At 40.1% G+C, this 19,001-nt stretch carries 15 protein-coding genes and 1 riboswitch; of the genes, 12 read left to right on the forward strand and 3 right to left on the reverse strand.

Annotated elements, in window-relative coordinates; translation table 11 throughout:
- The first annotated feature begins 1 nt into the window (after window position 1).
- The 6 genes from LDM98_RS10360 to LDM98_RS10385 all read left to right on the forward strand — a co-directional run bounded on the left by LDM98_RS10360 (window position 2) and on the right by LDM98_RS10385 (window position 7,176).
- On the forward strand, window positions 2-811 hold the full coding sequence (locus LDM98_RS10360) for a thiazole synthase (protein ID WP_223899333.1): 810 nt from the start codon (window positions 2-4) through the stop codon (window positions 809-811).
- Between the two features lie 60 nt (window positions 812-871).
- Window positions 872-985: riboswitch (TPP riboswitch) on the forward strand.
- A 78-nt stretch (window positions 986-1,063) separates the two neighbouring features.
- The gene (locus tag LDM98_RS10365) at window positions 1,064-3,178 is read left to right on the forward strand and encodes a TonB-dependent receptor (RefSeq protein ID WP_223899334.1); all 2,115 of its coding nucleotides are present in this window, start codon (window positions 1,064-1,066) and stop codon (window positions 3,176-3,178) included.
- Between the two features lie 18 nt (window positions 3,179-3,196).
- Entirely contained in the window at window positions 3,197-4,201 is a 1,005-nt protein-coding gene (gene thiB, locus LDM98_RS10370; protein ID WP_223899335.1) for a thiamine ABC transporter substrate binding subunit, read from the forward strand.
- Entirely contained in the window at window positions 4,177-5,835 is a 1,659-nt protein-coding gene (locus tag LDM98_RS10375; protein ID WP_223899336.1) for an ABC transporter permease subunit, read from the forward strand. The genes thiB and LDM98_RS10375 overlap by 25 nt, the downstream gene beginning before the upstream one ends.
- A complete protein-coding gene (locus LDM98_RS10380) occupies window positions 5,819-6,460 on the forward strand; it encodes an ATP-binding cassette domain-containing protein (RefSeq protein WP_223899337.1) in 642 nt (213 codons plus the stop codon). Before LDM98_RS10375 ends, LDM98_RS10380 begins: the two co-directional genes overlap by 17 nt.
- Window positions 6,457-7,176: a choline/ethanolamine kinase family protein gene (locus LDM98_RS10385; protein WP_223899338.1), complete on the forward strand. Its 720-nt coding sequence runs from the start codon at window positions 6,457-6,459 to the stop codon at window positions 7,174-7,176. The genes LDM98_RS10380 and LDM98_RS10385 overlap by 4 nt, the downstream gene beginning before the upstream one ends.
- On the opposite strand, the gene LDM98_RS10390 is transcribed toward LDM98_RS10385, so the two are convergent.
- Genes LDM98_RS10390 through LDM98_RS10400 form a run of 3 tightly spaced genes read right to left on the reverse strand, consistent with a single transcriptional unit; the run spans window position 7,173 to window position 11,913 of the window.
- Entirely contained in the window at window positions 7,173-7,613 is a 441-nt protein-coding gene (locus LDM98_RS10390) for a hemerythrin family protein (protein ID WP_223899339.1), read from the reverse strand. The two genes, LDM98_RS10385 and LDM98_RS10390, sit on opposite strands and share 4 nt — an antisense overlap.
- Before the next feature lie 18 nt (window positions 7,614-7,631).
- Window positions 7,632-9,440, reverse strand: a complete 1,809-nt coding sequence (glmS, locus tag LDM98_RS10395; protein WP_223899340.1) for a glutamine--fructose-6-phosphate transaminase (isomerizing) — start codon at window positions 9,438-9,440, stop codon at window positions 7,632-7,634.
- A 1-nt stretch (window position 9,441) separates the two neighbouring features.
- Window positions 9,442-11,913 carry a nucleotidyltransferase gene (locus tag LDM98_RS10400; protein WP_223899341.1) on the reverse strand — a complete coding sequence of 824 codons (2,472 nt, stop codon included), beginning with the start codon at window positions 11,911-11,913 and terminating at the stop codon, window positions 9,442-9,444.
- Between the two features lie 62 nt (window positions 11,914-11,975).
- Here LDM98_RS10400 and mqnE point away from each other — a divergent pair, with 62 nt between their 5' ends.
- The 6 genes from mqnE to LDM98_RS10430 all read left to right on the forward strand — a co-directional run bounded on the left by mqnE (window position 11,976) and on the right by LDM98_RS10430 (window position 18,438).
- The gene (mqnE, locus tag LDM98_RS10405) at window positions 11,976-13,037 is read left to right on the forward strand and encodes an aminofutalosine synthase MqnE (protein WP_223899342.1); all 1,062 of its coding nucleotides are present in this window, start codon (window positions 11,976-11,978) and stop codon (window positions 13,035-13,037) included.
- Window position 13,038: 1 nt separating this feature from the next.
- A complete protein-coding gene (locus tag LDM98_RS10410) occupies window positions 13,039-13,491 on the forward strand; it encodes a phosphoribosyltransferase (protein WP_223899343.1) in 453 nt (150 codons plus the stop codon).
- Window positions 13,492-14,061 (forward strand): aminodeoxychorismate/anthranilate synthase component II, encoded by a 570-nt coding sequence (locus LDM98_RS10415; protein WP_223899344.1) that lies wholly within the window; start codon window positions 13,492-13,494, stop codon window positions 14,059-14,061. It begins immediately after the preceding gene.
- Between the two features lie 9 nt (window positions 14,062-14,070).
- The gene (locus tag LDM98_RS10420; RefSeq protein ID WP_223899345.1) at window positions 14,071-15,174 is read left to right on the forward strand and encodes a hypothetical protein; all 1,104 of its coding nucleotides are present in this window, start codon (window positions 14,071-14,073) and stop codon (window positions 15,172-15,174) included.
- Window positions 15,175-15,288: 114 nt separating this feature from the next.
- The gene (locus tag LDM98_RS10425) at window positions 15,289-16,626 is read left to right on the forward strand and encodes an ATP citrate lyase citrate-binding domain-containing protein (RefSeq protein ID WP_223899346.1); all 1,338 of its coding nucleotides are present in this window, start codon (window positions 15,289-15,291) and stop codon (window positions 16,624-16,626) included.
- 9 nt (window positions 16,627-16,635) lie between these two features.
- Window positions 16,636-18,438 (forward strand): citrate/2-methylcitrate synthase, encoded by a 1,803-nt coding sequence (locus tag LDM98_RS10430; RefSeq protein ID WP_223899347.1) that lies wholly within the window; start codon window positions 16,636-16,638, stop codon window positions 18,436-18,438.
- Window positions 18,439-19,001 lie beyond the last annotated feature (563 nt).

Genomic DNA, 19,001 nt, shown 5'->3' on the forward strand with positions numbered 1-19,001 from the left:
AATGACCAAAAAGTTAGAAAGTAACAACACATGGCAGATAGGCGGAAAAACCTTAAGCAGCAGGCTGCTCATAGGCTCTGCACTCTATCCGAGTCCGGCAAATATGGAAGATGCGATTAGGATTTCCGGTGCCCAGATCGTTACAGTCTCTTTGAGACGACAAGCAGCCGGTGAGGGAAGGGGTAATCCGTTTTGGGATATTATCAAATCCTTAGGCATAGAGGTTCTGCCAAATACAGCAGGTTCACACTCTGCCAAAGAGGCGATCACTACGGCACAGATGGCTAGAGAGGTTTTTGGTACGAACTGGGTAAAACTCGAAGTCATAGGCGACCAGTACAATCTGCAGCCGGACCCGTTTGAAACGGTAAAAGCGGCTGAAGTACTCATCAAAGAAGGATTCGAAGTGTTTCCTTATACGACAGATGATCTGGTCGTTGCAAAACGTCTGGCAGATGTGGGTTGTAAGATCATTATGCCATGGGGATCGATGATAGGTTCAGGTAAAGGACTGATGAATCCGGACAACCTTACCGCTATTCGTAAGCAGTTCCCTGACCTACAGCTGGTTGTTGATGCTGGGATAGGAAAACCTTCCCATGCAGCACAAGCGATGGAGCTAGGATATGATGGAGTATTGTTGAATTCGGCCATAGCCTTGGCACAGGACCCGGTAAAGATGGCGGATGCTTTTAGACTGGCTGTTGAGGCAGGACGTTTGGGGTATGAAGCAGGTGTGATGAAAGAGCGTGAGTTTGCTTCACCTTCTACTCCTACTGTCGGTACACCTTTTTGGCATCAGTTTAATTAATATACGGCTTCTCAACGCTGGTTTAAGCATTATGATAGCTTATTTTCAGTATAAGTAGTCATCAATCTCTCGGGGTGCTAGATCTTTTAAGATCTAAGCTGAGATAGCTCAAATGCTTGACCCGTTGAACTTGAACTGGGTAATACCAGCGTAGGGAAGAGAATCGTATATAAACTACTTCGATACATCATGTATCACTTTTTATCTACTTTTTCTCCCTTTTTTTCATATACATATTTTAAGGGGAATACAATGAAAACAAACATTTTAACCGGTTCGATGATCGCAGCCTATGCATTATTGAACACACCTGCATTTGCAGAAGAGGTAACACTTGATCCGATTGTGGTAAGTGCTGATTTTAGGGAAGCGAAGCTATCAGAAACTGCTAATAGTGTTTCTGTTATAGGAGAAGAGGAAATATATGATAAATCATCTTCAGCTTTTGAAGAAGTAATAGGTAAAACACCAAATGTGAATTTTGCAAGTGGTGCATCAAGAGCGCATTATATTCAGATTCGTGGTATAGGAGAAAGAAGTCAGTTTGCAACTCCTGTTAATCCGTCTGTAGGTCTCAATATTGATGGGATAGAATTTAGTCAAAGTGCTTTGGCTGTAACACTTTTTGATGTAAACCAAATAGAAGTTTTACGTGGACCACAGGGAACAACATTTGGAGCAACCGGTATGGCGGGAGTTATCAATATTCAAAGCAACGAACCAACAAAAGAGACTGAAGGTCATATAGAAGCCACTGTAGGAAATTACAACACTAAAGCATTTGGAGCTGCAGTAGGTGGTACATTAATTGAAGATACTCTACTTGGTAGAATCTCTGTGTATAAAAACACCAGTGATGGCTTTATGAAAAATTGGCATATAGATAGTGAAGGTAATCCAATAAGTCAAGATGATACAAATAACATAGATGAATTAACAGCTAAAGCAAAGTTACGTTGGTTTGCTTCTGATAATCATACAATAGATTTGAATTATATGCATCTTGATGTGGACAATGGTTATGATGCCTTTAGTCTTGATAACACAAGAACAACAAATTCAGACGAACAAGGAAAAGATACACAAAAAACAGATGCTTTTTCTCTAAAATCGACCTATCAAGTGAATCCGAAGATGCATTTAGTCTCTAAGGTAAGCTATAGTAATTCAGACCTTGAGTATAGTTATGATGAAGATTGGTCATATGTTGGACAGTTTGATGATACGTCGTATGGAGGATATAGTTGGTTCGACCAGTACCTTAGAGATCGTGAACAAACAGATTTAGATGTCAGGTTAATTTCAGATGATGAGGGCCGTATTTTTAGTGGTTCAACTGATTGGACTATGGGAGTTTATGCTAAAAACTTTACAGAAGATTTAACTAGAAATCGTCGAGAAGGTGATACGTATGTTCTATTTACCAATGAATATAAAACTAAAAATAGAGCGATTTATGGTCAACTAGATAGTATCTTAACACCAAAATTAACGTTAACAACAGGTCTTAGAGCTGAAAAATGGGAAGTAAGTTATTCTGATTCAGACGATGTTATTATTAATACGGATGAAAACTTATTTGGTGGAAAAATAGGGTTACAATATCAGCAAGACAGTAGTCATTTGTATTACGTGAGTCTTTCTAAAGGATATAAGCCTGGTGGTGTGAATGCAGGTGATGTACCTTCCCCTGAGTATAAAGATTATCAAACTGAAACCCTGTGGAATATTGATGCAGGATTAAATGCAAATTACTTTGATAATGCGTTGATTAGCAGACTTAATTTCTTTTACGGAAAAAGAAAAGACCAACAAGTTAAAGTATATACATCGGACTTTCAGGACTTTACAGATTATTTAACGAATGCGGCAGAAGGTCACTATTATGGATTGGAAGCTGAACTTGATTATTATCCTAATGATAACGTACATTTTTACGGGAGTCTTGGTTTGTTGAAATCAAAGTTTGATGAGTATGCAGAGTATGATGAGCAAGGTAACTTAGTTCCTTCATCCCTAGAAGGTAGAGCACCAGCACATGCACCAGAATATCAGTATAATATAGGGGTTGACTATAGATTTGTTGAGAATTGGACATTCAAAGCCAATGCAGAAGGTAAAGGAAGTTATTATTTCTCAAATACACATAATGAGAAATCAACAGCATACACACTCTTTAACAGTAGCTTAGAGTATACACATGACAATTGGACAGCAACAGTATGGGTGAGAAATATAACAGATGAGGATTATTATGTAAGAGGTTTCCTATGGGAACAAGACCCTCGTGATGATTATGCCTTAGAGCGTTTTACCCAATTTGGTGCCCCAAGAACAGTCGGTTTTACAGTAGCATATGATTTCTAATCTATGCTATAATTCACGATGTCTAAATTCATCCAAACTTTATTTTTAATACTACTTCTTAGTATCGCTTCATTTGGAAGCGATACACTACCCACTTTAACTATCTATACCTATGATGCTTTTGCTGTTTCCTGGGGTCCCGGACCCAAGATAAAAAAAGCTTTCGAACAAGAATATGAATGCAATGTAAAGTTTATGGGGCTGTCCAGCTCCATAGGCGCATTAAGAAAAATTCAGCTTGAAGGTAAAAATACCAAGGCAGATATTTTACTCGGGTTAGATACCAACATCGCACAAGCTGCAAAAAAAACCGGGCTCTTTGCCAAACATGATCTGAATACTTCGAATTTAGACTTGCCTGTCCCATATACTGATGAGTATTTTGTACCGTATGATTACAGTTATGTTGCTTTTGTCTATGATGAAAATAAGGTGAAAAACCCTCCAACATCATTTGAAGCACTTGCAGCCATGCCAGAAGATTTCAAGATCGTCATCCAGGATCCCCGTTCATCCACACCCGGGCTTAGTTTGCTTTTATGGGTCAAGGAGGTCTATAAAGAGAAAGCAGGTGCGTATTGGAAAAAACTTTCTCCCCATATATTGACCATCACGAAAGGCTGGTCTGAGTCTTATGGCCTGTTTTTAAAAGGTGAGGCAGATATGGTCCTGTCTTATACGACTTCACCTGCCTATCACATCATAGAAGAGAACAGAACAAACTTTAAAAGTGCACGCTTCGATGAAGGGCATTATGGACAGATAGAAGTGGCTGCTATGCTCAAATCTTCCAAACATAAAGAACTGGCAAAAAATTTTTTACATTTCTTGCATAGTGAAACATTTGCAGAGATCATTCCTACAGCAAACTGGGCCTACCCTGTTGTAAAAACAAAACAGGGGTTACCTGAAGTATTTGAAACACTGACGCAGCCATCCAAAATGATCTTACTTGATGGTAAAACAGTGGAATTACATAGAAAAGAAATCATCAACGAATGGCTTCACTCATTGGAAAGATAAAGATGTTACAAGAGGTAAAAAGATTGCAATATTCGCTGCTTCCGGGAGGGTTCGTCTCTCTCTTATTGCTGGGGTTCGCTTTTGTATTGTTCTTTATACTTTTTTTCTCACAAGAGGATGCATCTGTAGCACAACTTGACAGTAGAGTCTTTTCACTTTTAAAATTTACACTCTACCAAGCCTTTTTATCGACACTTTTATCGGTGTTGGTAGGTTTGGTTTTGGCCTGGAGTCTGGCACACCAGTCAAACTTTAAAGGGCGTTCTTTACTGGTGGCACTCTTCTCCTCCTCTTTGGTCTTACCGACGCTTATCGTTGTCTTTGGACTGATATCTGTACTTGGACGTAATGGATGGGTCAACCAATTGAACCTTTATCTTTTTGATCACTCTTTTGGTTCTTACCTTTATGGATTAACCGGAATCCTGGTCGCTCATGTCTATCTGAATGCTTCTTTTGCTTCACGATCTTTACTGCACGTTTTTGAGTCTATCCCCAAAGAGAAGTACAAACTTGCAAAAAGTTTGAACTTTACAACGTTTCAACGCTTTATATATGTGGAGTGGCCGGCTTTAAGAACAACACTCTTAAGCATCGCATCGACCATATTTCTTTTGTGCTTTACCTCATTTGCCATCGTTCTTGTTCTTGGTGGTTCGCCAGCCTATAATACTTTGGAAGTGGCTATCTATGAGGCAGTGAAACTTGAATTTGATATTGGAATGGCCTTGAAACTCGCATTGATACAACTTGCAGTGACTACGTTGCTGGTACTCTTTTCTGCGAACTTCAGAACTAGCGTTGGCAATGTAAGAACAAGCACACTTTCTATACCCTGGTCTGAGTCAAAACATGTCAAACGATTTCAGGTAACCATGATCGGTCTGTTTTCCCTGTTTTTTATCTTACCTCTACTTGCTATCATCGTTGATGGGATAGGTGCAAAATTTACAAGGATACTTACAGCACCTCTTTTTATCAAATCTTTTTTTACCAGTATGGGGCTTGCAACAGTTTCAAGTATATTGACCGTCCTCTTTGCACTCTTTTTAAGTGATACAAAGAGAAATTTCACCCTGAAACATCGTTTGCCGAATAACATTTTCTCAAAAATACTGAATACGATCATTTCCTTTTCAGGGAACCTCTATCTTGCTGTTCCGTCATTGATCATGGGACTCGGATTTTTCCTTTTGTCCCAAACGTATGAAGCGCCTATGGCAGTATGGTCGACGATAGCACTTCTCACGGCAAATGTGCTCATGTCATTGCCTTTTGCCTTGGCCATTTTAGCGCCTGTGATGCAAAAGACAGGACAGAGGTATGACAAACTTGTCTTTTCGTTGAACTTGAGTCCATGGCAAAGGTGGGTCTATTGTGAATACCCGTACTTGAAGTCATCTATCGGCTATGTGCTTGCCCTGTCTTTTTGTTTTTCATTAGGGGATTTAGGTATCATTGCATTGTTTGGATCCGATGATTTTTTAACCTTGCCCTGGTATTTGTATCAGCTTATGGGATCTTACCGAACCAGTGATGCTGCCGGAGTTGCTTTGATACTCTTGGCTATCACTTTATGTGTATTTATTTTATTGCCAAGACTATTTAGGAGCAGCATTGCTAAAGATAACTGATGTAAAGTACCAGCATAAAAATGCTGATGATACCTATGAATATTCTATGACTGTGAAGTCTAAGGAGATCGTAGCGATACTGGGACAAAGCGGAAGCGGAAAATCCACGTTTCTTGACCTTTTGGCAGGATTTCTGCCTGCAAAAAGCGGTAGTATCAAGCTGGATGACAATGAGTTGATAGATAAAACTGTTGAGAAAAGACCTATCAGCATTTTATTTCAAAATGATAATCTGTTCGAGCACCTGTCGGTACAAAAGAATATACTTTTAGGCATAAGTAAAACACTGAAAAGCACTCCTGAAGCGTTGTCAAAGGTAAAAACGATACTCAAAGAAGTAGGGCTTGAAAAGTATGAACAGACTTTAGTGTCATCACTCTCAGGTGGACAACAGCAGCGTGTTGCATTGGCACGGGTATTGTTACGACGTGAACCTGTATTACTTCTGGATGAACCTTTTACAGGATTGGATAAGGATACAAGAAGTGCGATGCTTGATCTGGTCAAAAAGATCACTATTGAAAATAATTTACACACGCTTATGGTCACGCATGAGATAGAGGATTGTGAACGTATTGCCGACAGAGTGTATAAAGTAGAGAATCAAAAGCTTGTGGAACAATGATAGATCAACTCAAACAATACGCACTTTTTGAAAACAGAACGATAGATTCATTTGAACGGATGGAAGTGCAGGGCTACTGTAATGAAAACTATGTGATTTACAGCGAAGAAAAAAAATATATTTTACGCAAGTTCATTCGAACAGATGTGGACAGAAAACTTGAATTTGAAATACAAAAATTGGCATTTGAAAAAGGTATCGCATCAGAGCCTTTACTTTTGGATGAAGAGAATGCATTGGCAGTCTCAGCATACGTAGAGGGTATACATAAAGAGAGTTTAGGAAAATATGATCTGCATCAGTTTGCAGAAGTCTTGAAAAAAGTCCATACTTTGGCAGTAGAAAGGGACCCTCTACAGTTAGAACCATTGCTAGAGACAAGATCAAAAGCTGTAGAGGATGCATTTGAAACCCTAAAGAATTTTCCCTCTGAATGGGTCTTGTGTCACAATGACCTCAATCCTCGTAATGTACTCTTTTCAAAAACCATCCAATTGATAGACTGGGAAGATGCCGCGGTCAATGACAGGTATTTTGATCTGGCATCGGTATGTGTTGAATTTAACCTGGATCAGGAAAATGAAGCCTATTTCTTACGACGTTATTTCTCTGAAGAAAATGAGATCAATGATCAAAAGCTCAAGGCGTTTAAGATCATTTATAAAGCCCTATGCATACAATGGTTTGAAAAGTTAGAGCGTCAAAGATCACTTTAGCAGCTTCCTCCTCCGCATGGCGACTGACCTGTAGCAAAAAACCGGGCAGTCACGGTATCCATCGTTGAGATATGGTTTTGAAGCCAGGCAGGTAATGTCTCTATAAAATAGATCTTGAGTACCTTGATATCTCTATGCTGCTGCCAGTGGGAAAATAGATCGCGCATCTCCTGTAGTGCCCTGTCATGTTCCCCTTTATGTGCAAGGTAAGGAGGGAAATGCATCTCTTGCATTTTGATCTCTTCATTTTGAAAATGATTTACTGTATGATCTATCCATTGCGTAAAGAGGTCATCTATAGCTGCAGCACTTTTTTCACTTCCGTCATACGCTAAAATATGTTCAAAAATGTTGTTAATGATATCCACATCTTCTTTGTGGACTTCGTTCATAAAGTCCATATCTACTTGAGGTACTTGATTCTGATCGATGAGCATAGATTTCTCCTTGAATTGTTATTCTACCGTCACTGATTTAGCCAGGTTTCTTGGCATATCTACATCATTTCCGAGTCTTACAGAAATTTCAAGTGCAAGCAGTTGTGTGACGACCATCATTTCAAAAAACTCTAACATCGGATGGGAATCATAGGTTGTTTGTATGAAGTCATCCGCAAGGTCAAAAGGTTCTGGAGAGATGGCACAGATCGTCGCATCTCTGGCACTGAGCTCCTCTACATTGGATTTGATCTTCTCATAGTGCATGGTCTTTGGCATGAGTGCAACGGTAAAAAGTTCACTGTCAGCCAGTGCGATAGGCCCATGTTTCATCTCGCCTGCAGGATACCCTTCTGCATGCATATAGCTTATCTCTTTGAGTTTCAATGCACCTTCGAGTGCAAGAGGGAAGAAGATATCTCTCCCGATGAAGAAGAAGCCGTGCCCGTGCAAATAACGCTTAGAGAGTCTAGTGAGTTTGGCATGCAGGGTATCCGTGACGATCAATGCTTTCGGGGTCTGCAGCATAGCCGTGATCTCACTTTTGAGTATCTCTTTTGAAACCGTGCTTTTTTGCTGTCCCACGTAAAGCGCCAGTATCCACAGTACCATGGTCTGTGTTGCAAATGCTTTGGTACTTGCAACTCCTTTTTCTATACCGGCTCTTGTTAAGATGGCAGTGTCACTTTCACGAACGATGGATGAGTTATCTACATTACAGACACTTAGGCTTTTCAGACCTGCCCGCTTTGCCATTTTGAGGGCTTCGAGTGTATCTGCAGTCTCACCGCTTTGAGAGATGGTAATGAAGAGTGTATCTTTTGTCAGTAGAGGTTCTTTATATCTAAATTCAGAAGCGATCTCTACATCACACCTTACTTTGGCGATACGTTCAAAAAGATAGGCTGAAGCCAGGGCAGAGTGGTAGCTGGTTCCGCAGGCGCAGATCTTAATCGCCGAGATCCCTTCGAAGAAGGTTTCATCGAGCTCATCAAAAGCAATGCTCTCATCAAGCACACGGCCCATCATCGTTTCACTCATCACACGACTCTGTTCATAGATCTCTTTTTCCATGAAGAAACGGTATCCGTCTTTTTGGGCAAGTATCTTATCAGCGCTCAGTGCCTGTGTGGTGAAACTCGTACTTCCATCTTTGTCAAAAAGATGTACCTTTCCATTCTGGACATACCCATACTCACCATCTTCAAGATAATACACCTCTTTTGCCTTACCTATCACGGGAGTGTCAGAAGAAGCAAAATAGATCTCCTCATCATCAAATCCTATCAGCATAGGAGAACCGTTCTTGGCAAAGAAAATAGTATCAGGGGCTGCCTTGGTGATAAGCAGTGTTGCATAGGCACCTTCCAGTCTTTTGATCGTTTTTTCAAAGGCAGAAAAAGCTTCATTGCTTGTATTATAATATTTTTCAAAAAGATGTACGATCGTCTCTGTATCGGTTTGACTGCGAAATTTTACGCCTTCACTCTGCAGCTCATTTTTAAGCTCTTGATAATTTTCGATGATCCCATTATGTACCACATAAGAGTATGCACCTAAATGTGGGTGTGCATTGAGTTCTGTTGGTTTACCGTGGGTTGCCCATCTGGTATGACCTATAGAGATACCAAAACCTTCGCTTTCATACTTTTTGGTCTTTTCGCGTAGATTGTCCAATTTACCTATGGCTTTATACTCAGAAAGTTTATCCCCTTCAATGACAGCGATACCTGCAGAGTCGTATCCCCTGTATTCAAGTTCCTGTAAGCCTTCAAGCAAGATCTCTTTTTTTTCTTTTGGTCCTATATATCCAACGATTCCACACATCTTATTGTTTCCCTGTAAGTTTATCTATTATTGTATCGACATTATGACAAAACTTTCCATTCTTTTCGATGAGGAACATGTCTCTTACACGGCTTTTAAGCGTATGAATTTTGGCAGTAGCGATGTCAATACCCATCTCATCAAAGAGATTGATAATATATGCAAGCAACCCTTTTTGGTCTTTACAGTGTAGGTACATCACCGCATAGGTTTTAGAGTGTTCACAATCGATCTGAAGCTCGTTTTTTTCTATATCAGGTACAGTCAGTGTACTCTTTTTGGTCTCGTCAAATGAGTCATGAAGGATCTCTTTAAGGCGCGGCATCTCTTCAGCGTTCACTTTGGTAGCAAAATCTATTTTAAAATATTTCAGATCGTCAAACAGTTTACAGATATCCATATGGACCACCCCCAGTGCCGAAAGTTTCCCCAAAAGATAAGAGATATTAAATGGTTTCCTGCGTGTCACTTCAATCGTCAAGTAGTTTATATTGCTTATTTTAAACGTATAGTCTTCGGTCTGAAAAGCTTTTTGGGTAATAGAAACGATTTTTTGAGGAGTGTAACGTAAAAAGAGTAGATCCGAAGGGATCTGCAATACTTTTTTCTGCTGTATTGGAGTAAATGTTTTGAATGCTGCATTCCGTTTGAGTGTCTGTTCTTTTTTAAGTCGTTTGGCTGCTTCATCCAGCATGGTCTTATTATCCAAGATCTCGAGTGATTGCTCGTAAAGTATTCTGATCAGTCTTGCATTAAATGAATTATAGATATCTTTCCCCACACCATTCATATCTGCATAGGTCAGGATATAGATGAGGTCCAAAAGTTTCTTGGTTTGAAAGTGTGAGGCAAAGTGTACCACTGTTTTTTCATTGTAAATATCTTCACGTTGGGCTACTTTGCTCATCAAGGTATGATATAAAATGAGTGTCTCACCCATAGCAATATGTACAGGATCCAAATGCAGTTTCTCTGCAAACACTTTAAAGAGAGATGCCCCTACAGCATGATGGTCGCGCTCCCGTCCTTTCCCTGCATCATGTAAGAAGGTGACAATTTTGAGCATAACCTGTTCTTCCGTACTGAGCGCTTCAAAAAGTTTTTTGATAAAGGGATCCTCTATATGTTCCAAGTGGTACATACATCGTATCGAGTGTATGTCAACCGCAAATTGATGGTATCCGTCAAATTGGGGAAGATCAATGGCTTTTTTAATAGGCGGAATGGTATATCCCAGGAGTCTTGCATAAGAGAGCACCTTGAGTATGGAGTGACTGTATGGCTGATGGAAGATACTCTTGATGGTTTGATAGAGTGCTTCATCAGGACGTTCAGGCTTTTCTGAACTGATTAACTTTTGTATGAAAGTTGGGTGGGCATAAAAAGGTTTTTTTGCATGTGCAGAGAGCTGTTGAAGCAGTGCTTTAAAGTTCTGCTTCCCTTTTTTCGGATACAGATAGTTTTTTTCAGGATTGTCAGTCACGTAGTCCTGGGTTAAAATATTGAGCCAGATCATACTGTAAAGTCTGATGATCTTTAAACTTTCAGTCACTTTTCTAGCACATTTCATTTGACCTTTTAACCCCTTCTTATACCCAAGTAAACCAGCTATTTCCGGGATAAGCTCAAGGCGTAACTGGTCTTCTTTTTTGTGTGAGACCAAGTGCAAAGCAGAACGTACACGGAAGAGAAATTCCAAGGCGACCCGGAAGTTACGATACTCTTTTTCCTCTACCACACTCTCAGGAAGATTTTTGATATTATCCACATTATAGAGTATCTTCCCTATCCAGAAAACAAGGTTGGCATCACGAAAACCGCCTGACCCATCTTTAAGGTTTGGCTCCATAGTCAGGGGGAATCTACGGTGTTGCAGCTCTCGTTCTTCCAGTTTAAGCTGTATGAATGTTTTGATATTGTCATGGCGAATTTGAGTGATCGCATTTTGTGTCTCTGTCCAAATGAAAATGGAACCTTCGATCATACGGGATTCGATCAATGCTGTTTTGATCGTGATATCGGTTTTAGATACTTCATAGAGTTCATCAATCGTGTGTACCCTGTGCCCCAGTTTCAGACCTGTATCCCAAAGAATATAGAGTATTTTTTGAATGATCTCTTTGACGTTGTACGCAGGAATATCCTTATAGACCAGCATGAGGTCTATATCGGAATGTACACAGAGTTGTTCTCTTCCGTAACTTCCCAGTGCGACAAGGCCCAGGGGAATGGAGTTTTTCATAGGAAGATAATCCCCGAACATATCCCTGGTAGCGACCTTGTAGATCATCTTTAAGATACTGTCTATTTTTTTCGTATGTTTCACAAGAAAATCTTTACCCCCGGAAGTTGCAAAAGTCTCTTCCAGCGTATCAAAATAGATTTTTATATCCTTTTTAAGCACTTTGGCGATCTCGAAATCCGCTGCTTTGTTATAAAGTAATTCTTCTATTTGGGTTTCCAGGGTATTCAATTATTCTCTCCCATAATGTTATATTGGTATAATACCCAAAAATAATTATGGATGTTCTCAGAATGGATTTGATACAAAAAGTACGCAACAAAGAGAGACTCACCCAAGAAGAGGGTGAAGCACTCTATGACTTGGATCTCTATACGCTTGGTGAACTCGCGGATGAAATTCGTAGAGAGAAATACGGCAACAAAAGCTACTTTAATATAAACCGGCATATCAACCCTACCAATGTCTGTGCAGATATCTGTAAATTCTGTGCGTACTCTGCAAGCAGAAAAAATCCCAACCAATATACTATGACACATGAACAGATCCTGGATATTGTAAAAAATTCTGTTCAAAACGGGGCAAAAGAGATGCATATCGTCTCTGCACATAATCCCAATGACGGTGTAGAGTGGTATATGGGTGCATTCAGAAAGATCAAAGAGGCATTCCCGGAGTTGCATGTGAAGGCCATGACAGCAGCAGAGGTGGATTTTCTGACAAGAGAGTATGGATACAGCTACGATGAAGTGTTGGATATGATGATCGAAAACGGTGTAGACTCTATGCCTGGCGGCGGGGCTGAGATCTTTGATGAAGAGGTGCGTGAGTACCTGTGTAAAGGCAAAGTGACTTCAGACCAGTGGATAGAGATACACCAAAAATGGCATGAGAGAGGAAGAGAAAGCAATGCGACTATGCTTTTTGGACATGTGGAGACACGTGCACACCGTATAGACCACATGATAAGACTACGTGACCTGCAAGACAAGACAGGCGGATTTAATGCCTTTATCCCTTTAGTCTACCAACGAGACAACAACTTCCTCAAAGTGACAGATTTCCCGACAGGGCAGGAGATACTCAAAACCTATGCCATCAGCCGTATTATGCTGGATAATATTCCTCATATCAAAGCATACTGGGTCACAGCATCGGTCAATCTTGCACTGATCGCCCAGGAGTTCGGTTGTGATGATCTGGATGGTACGATAGAAAAAGAGTCCATTCAATCTGCAGCAGGTGCACAGAGCAGTCATGGGATGGATCTGAATGATTTTGTAGCGTTGATCAAAAACTCCGGTTTCCAACCCATAGAGCGTGACAGTCTTTATCATGAACTGAAAGCCTATTAGTATGGAGAAGCGCTATTACCCTTATGAGGATTTTGTGGCTGATACAAGATCTTTGGCTGAAAAGATCGACTGGAAGTTTGACACGATCATCCCGATCGCCAGAGGAGGACTCTCTTTGGGGCACCTGCTTGGCGAATATTATGATATCCGAGAAGTCTACAGTATCAATACGATCGGGTATGAAGATACCGTCAAATTAGACCAAGTGAAAGTGTTGAATCTCCCGGAATTATCAGGCGCTAAGAATGTACTTATCGTGGATGATATCGTAGACAGTGGTGACACATTGATAGAAGTGTTGAAGGTCCTGCATCAAGCGTATCCGGATGTGAACTTTAAAACAGCTTCACTTTTTTATAAGAAAAGTGCTAAAATAGCTCCAGACTGGTCTGTACAAGAAGCAGACAGATGGATCGAGTTTTTTTGGTCTGTCGATTTAAATAGGAAAAAATAAATGGTATTAATGATAGATAACTATGACAGCTTTACTTACAATGTCGTACAGTATTGTAGAGAGCTTGGGGCAGACCTGAAGGTCATACGTAATGATGAGATGACGATAGACGAGATCAAAGCATTACATCCCGATAAGATCATCCTTTCACCAGGACCTTCCACCCCTGATGATGCAGGTGTTACACTGGATGTGATCAGAGAATTTGCAGATACCACGCCTATTTTTGGTATCTGTTTAGGTCATCAAAGTATTGCACAGGCATTTGGCGGAGATGTGATCAGAGCAAAAAATATGATGCATGGTAAAACGTCCCAAATCGTTGTAGATGAGGATACCCCTATTTTTAAAGATCTGCCGCATGAATTCAGGGCCACACGTTATCACTCTTTAACCGTTAAAAAAGAGACTCTGCCTGATAGGGTCATCGCAACGTCACACAGTAAAGATGATGGTGAGATCATGTCATTACAGATCAAAGACAGACCTATTTATGGTGTACAGTTCCATCCTGAGTCTATTATGAGTGAATATGGGCATGAAATGTTAGATAATTTTCTGAAACTCTAAGATCCCAGAATGAAAAAACAGCATTTCTTTTTAGCATTCTTTTTTTATGCTATCGCTGTTTTTTACCTTGCAACCACCACACCTATCAGTCCGCACGAGGCCAAGATACTCTATACTTCAGATGACATTGTAGGGCATTTGATGAGGTGGGGAGAGAATCTTGATGCAGGATTTTTAGGCTTAAGGGCTTTTTTTCTTTTTTTTGGATTTCTCACTATCGGGCTTTTTTATGCACTGAGCCGACACTATTTTCAAAAAAGTAAAGATGTCTATCTTTCGACATTGATCTTTATGCTGCTACCCGGTATCCTCACCGCAACCACTTTGGCGAATGTCGCTATCATTGTATTGCCGCTTGTGTTACTTTTTGTATTACTTTATGAAAGGGGCCATTATCTGTTACTCCCCCCGATCATGCTTGCACTCTTTTTCATTCATGAAGCTTCTATTATTTTCTTTGTGGCCGTATTATTTTATGCAGTGATGCACAAAGAAAAACAATTGGCTATTTTTTCGCTCAGCTTTCTCTTGGCCTTTATCTACCTGGCAAAAGGTATTGAGGTAGGTGGAAGACCCTCAGGACACTTTGTAGAGATATTCGGATTGTATGCTACGGTTTTTTCACCTTTACTGTTTCTCTATTTTTTCTTTGCCATGTACAGGATTTTGCTGAGAGGAGAAAAAACACTTATTTGGTACATCTCTTTTACTGCACTGGCTTTTTCTTTACTTCTGTCCATCAGACAGCGTGTCTATATCACTGATTTCGCTCCTTATGTGATGATCGCCATTGTACTGATGTTAGATGTTTTTAATCATGCAATAGGCGTACGTTTACCGGAGTTTCAGAAACGCTATAAACAAGGCTTTATCGTGGTGATGTCATTCCTTCTCTTCAGTGTGATTCTCATAGTAGGACATAAGGCACTCTATTTGATTTTGAAAGATTCTAAACACCATTTTGCAGATCGTATATACAGACCGTATCTGTTGGCAGAGAAGTTAAAATCTCAGGGTATCGAATGTTACGATGGGGCACATGGAAGAGAACGTTATCAGTTAAGATACTATGGCATACCATCCTGTTCGAAGAAAACGACGCAATACCCCTAAGAACTGTTTCTAAAATACACAATATTTTTTTTATACTTATAGTTTATATTACTTTTACGAAAGTTAAATTTATCTAATGCTAGACTATTACGAACTAAATTAAAGGAGAACTCGATGGCTCAAAAGGCGATTAGAGAGTATGACGCAAAGTCAATTCTAGCAAAACATTGGGATAAGTATTTCCCAGATTTTACTTATGCATATCAAACAGTAATGGTTCAGAACGGATCAGAACTAGCAGAAGCTGCAAAAGCAAACCCATGGTTGAACGAAAAGGCATTGGTTGCAAAACCGGATATGCTTTTTGGTAAAAGAGGTAAAAATAATTTAGTACTTTTCAAAGATGCTAAGCCAGGTGATGTTTCATTAGAAAAAGCGATCAGCTGGATCGATGAAAAATCAAGCAGTGAGCAATCAGTGTATTTCTCATTTGACGGTGACACACCTACAGGGGAACCATCGGTTGATATGTTGACTCACTTTATTGTTGAGCCGTTTACTCCACACTCACAAGAAGAAGAGTATTATATCTCTGCTACATGTGTAGGTGATGACGATATGCTTTATATGTCTGCTGAAGGTGGAATGGAAGTTGAAGAGGGTTGGGAAGAGAAAGTAACAGAAGTTGCTTTCAAGATCACTGATACTGAAGAAGAGATCGCTGAGAGAATCAGAGCAAATGTACCTGCGGATGTTGCAGACAAAGATAAAGCAGCCTTTGCTGAATTTGCGATCGGTTTCTTCAGAGCATACAGAGAGTTAAACTTCGCATACCTTGAAATCAACCCGTTCGTCATGCAAGGTAACAAGATCGAGCTTCTTGATATGGTTGCGAAACTGGATGATACTGCCGGATTCATGATGGTAGATCAGTGGGGTGACGTTGAGTACCCGACTGCATTCGGTATGGAAGAGAAATCTCCGGAAGTATTGGCAGTTGAAGAAGCGGATGCTAAAACAGGTGCATCACTTAAATTAACACTCTTAAAACCAGAAGCTAGAATATGGACAATGGTTGCCGGTGGTGGTGCTTCAGTGGTTTACGCTGATACGATCGCTGACCTTGCAGGTATCGATGACCTTGCAAACTATGGTGAATACTCAGGTGGACCGACAACAGGTGAGACTAAATTCTATGCAGAGACACTTTTTGATCTTATGACAAGAGAAAAAGATGCGCAGGGTAGAGATAAGATCCTTATCATCGGTGGTGCGATCGCTAACTTTACAGATGTTGCGAAAACATTTACAGGTATCATCCAGGCATTTGAAGAGTATGCAGATAAACTAAAAGAAGTGGGTGTGAAGATCTATGTTAGACGTGGCGGACCAAACTACGAAAAAGGTCTTAAAGATATTAAAGAAGCAGCAGATAGACTTGGTCTATGGATCGATGTATACGGACCAGAGACACACGTAACTGATATCGTTAGAATGGCAGTAGAGGCATAAGGAGAGAAGATGGCACAATTATTTACTAGAGATACACAGGCTATTTTTTGGAACAATAACAAAACAGCGATCCAAAGAATGTTAGACTATGATTACACGATCAAAAGAGAAAAACCTTCAGTAGCAGCGATCGTTGCTCCAACAGCATCTGGAAAATTTGAGAAATTCTTCTATGGTGCAGACGAGGTGATGATCCCTACATTTAAAAGTACTGCAGAAGCAAAAGCAGCTCAGCCGCAAGCTGACGTGCTTTTGAACTTTGCATCATTCAGAACAGCTTATGATGTAACAATGGAAGCATTACACATTGGTGGATTTAAAACGATTATGATCACAGCAGAGGGTATTCCTGAGAGACTTGCACGTGGTATGAATCAAGCTGCACGTGATGCAGGTGTTACGGTTATCGGGCCTGCTACAGTTGGTGGTATCGTTCCTGGTGCATTCAAGATCGCTAACGTGGGTGGTACGATCGAGAACATCGTGAATTCTAAACTTCACAGAGCAGGTTCATGTGGCCTTGTCACAAGATCAGGTGGTCTTTTCAACGAGCTTTCCAACATCATTGCTATCAATGCTGATGGTATCGCAGAAGGTGTAGCGATCGGTGGAGACAGATTCGTTGGTTCAGTATTTATCGATAACCTTCTTAGAATGGAAGAGAATCCAAATGTAAAATACATGATCCTTCTTGGTGAAGTGGGTGGTACAGAAGAGTACAAAGTGATCGATGCGGTTAAATCAGGTAAGATCACAAAACCGATCATCGCATGGTGTATCGGTACGATCGCTAAGTACTATGATTCAGGTGTTCAGTTCGGTCATGCAGGTGCATCTGCGAATGCTGAACGTGAAACAGCTGAAGCGAAGAACAAAGCGATGGCAGAAGCGGGTATTCATGTACCTGCAATATTCAATGACCTTCCTGCAAAGATCAAAGAAGTATTTGAATCTCTTAACATCCCAGCGATCCCTGAGCCAGAGATCAATGTGGTTCCAAAGGTAAGAAGAAGCAAACAGTTCATCTGTACTATTTCTGATGACAGAGGTGATGAAGCGACATACGCTGGATTCCCGATCTCTTCCGTAGCAACTCCTGATACTGGTAAAGGTATCGGTGATGTTGTATCACTACTATGGTTCAAAAAACAGTATCCGAAATGGGCGACTGACTTTATCGAGACTGTCATGAAAACGGTTGCGGATCACGGTCCGGCAGTATCTGGTGCACACAATGCTAAAGTCACTGCAAGAGCAGGTAAGTCTGTTGTTGAAGCACTTGTAACGGGTCTTCTTACGATCGGTCCAAGATTCGGTGGTGCGATCGATGGTGCAGCGCAGTACTTCAAGCATGCAGATGACAATAACATGTCTCCAAAAGAGTTCTTGAACTATATGAAAGGTGAGGGTGTACCAATTCCAGGAATCGGTCACAGAATCAAATCTCTTAAAAACCCTGACTTGCGTGTGAAAGGTTTGATGGACTATGCAGCAGCGAATTTCCCTGCAACACCGCTTCTTGACTATGCAAGAACAGTTGAAGCATTGACAACATCTAAAAAAGAGAACCTTATCCTTAACGTTGACGGTACTATCGGTATCCTTATGGTTGACATGTGGAGAGCGCTTGGTTACTCTGAAGAAGAGATCAATGAGTTTATCGCTTCTGGTACACTCAATGCATTCTTCATCGTAGGTAGATCTATCGGATTCATCGGTCATATTCTTGATGAGAAGAGACTTGCTATGCCTATGTATAGACACCCAATGGATGACATCCTTTACGATGTTCCAGTGGCAGAAAAGATCTAATTTTTCTTATTTCACAACCTATTTGACTGAACGGCTTTGTTCCGTTCAGTTCCCTACGATTAGGTAGGATCCTTCTCTACGTAAATCCCTATAAATAAAAAAGAAGTTTCAATGTTTTGTATATGCATTGAAAATCTAAATGAGATTTTTCTATACATCATGCGACAAAAAACAAAAAATCTATTTAGAATCTTTCATGCTTTTCTATTTTAATCATCTCATGTATATACATAAGCATGAAATCTTCTTTTTTTTCTAAAAAATAATTTCACTATTTCTATTTTTTACTCATTTCAAGATCAATATATTTATATTATAAAAGCAATCATATAGCCTTAAATTATACTGATTTGTTTTTTGAATTCTTTCAATAAAGTACTGCAGGGCAACAGCAGGAATTTGAACGTTAATAAGCTGATTTTTAGTGATTTTTACATATATAATGTAAGTAAAAAAAATTTTTCAAGAAATTTAGCATATTTCTCAAAAAACCCTTGACATGAAAGATGTTCGGTGCTATAATACGCGTCCACAAACACAGAGACCTAGGCTGAGTTAGCCCA

It is taken from the genome of Sulfurovum sp. TSL1, from assembly GCF_019972135.1.
Lineage (GTDB): Bacteria > Campylobacterota > Campylobacteria > Campylobacterales > Sulfurovaceae > Sulfurovum.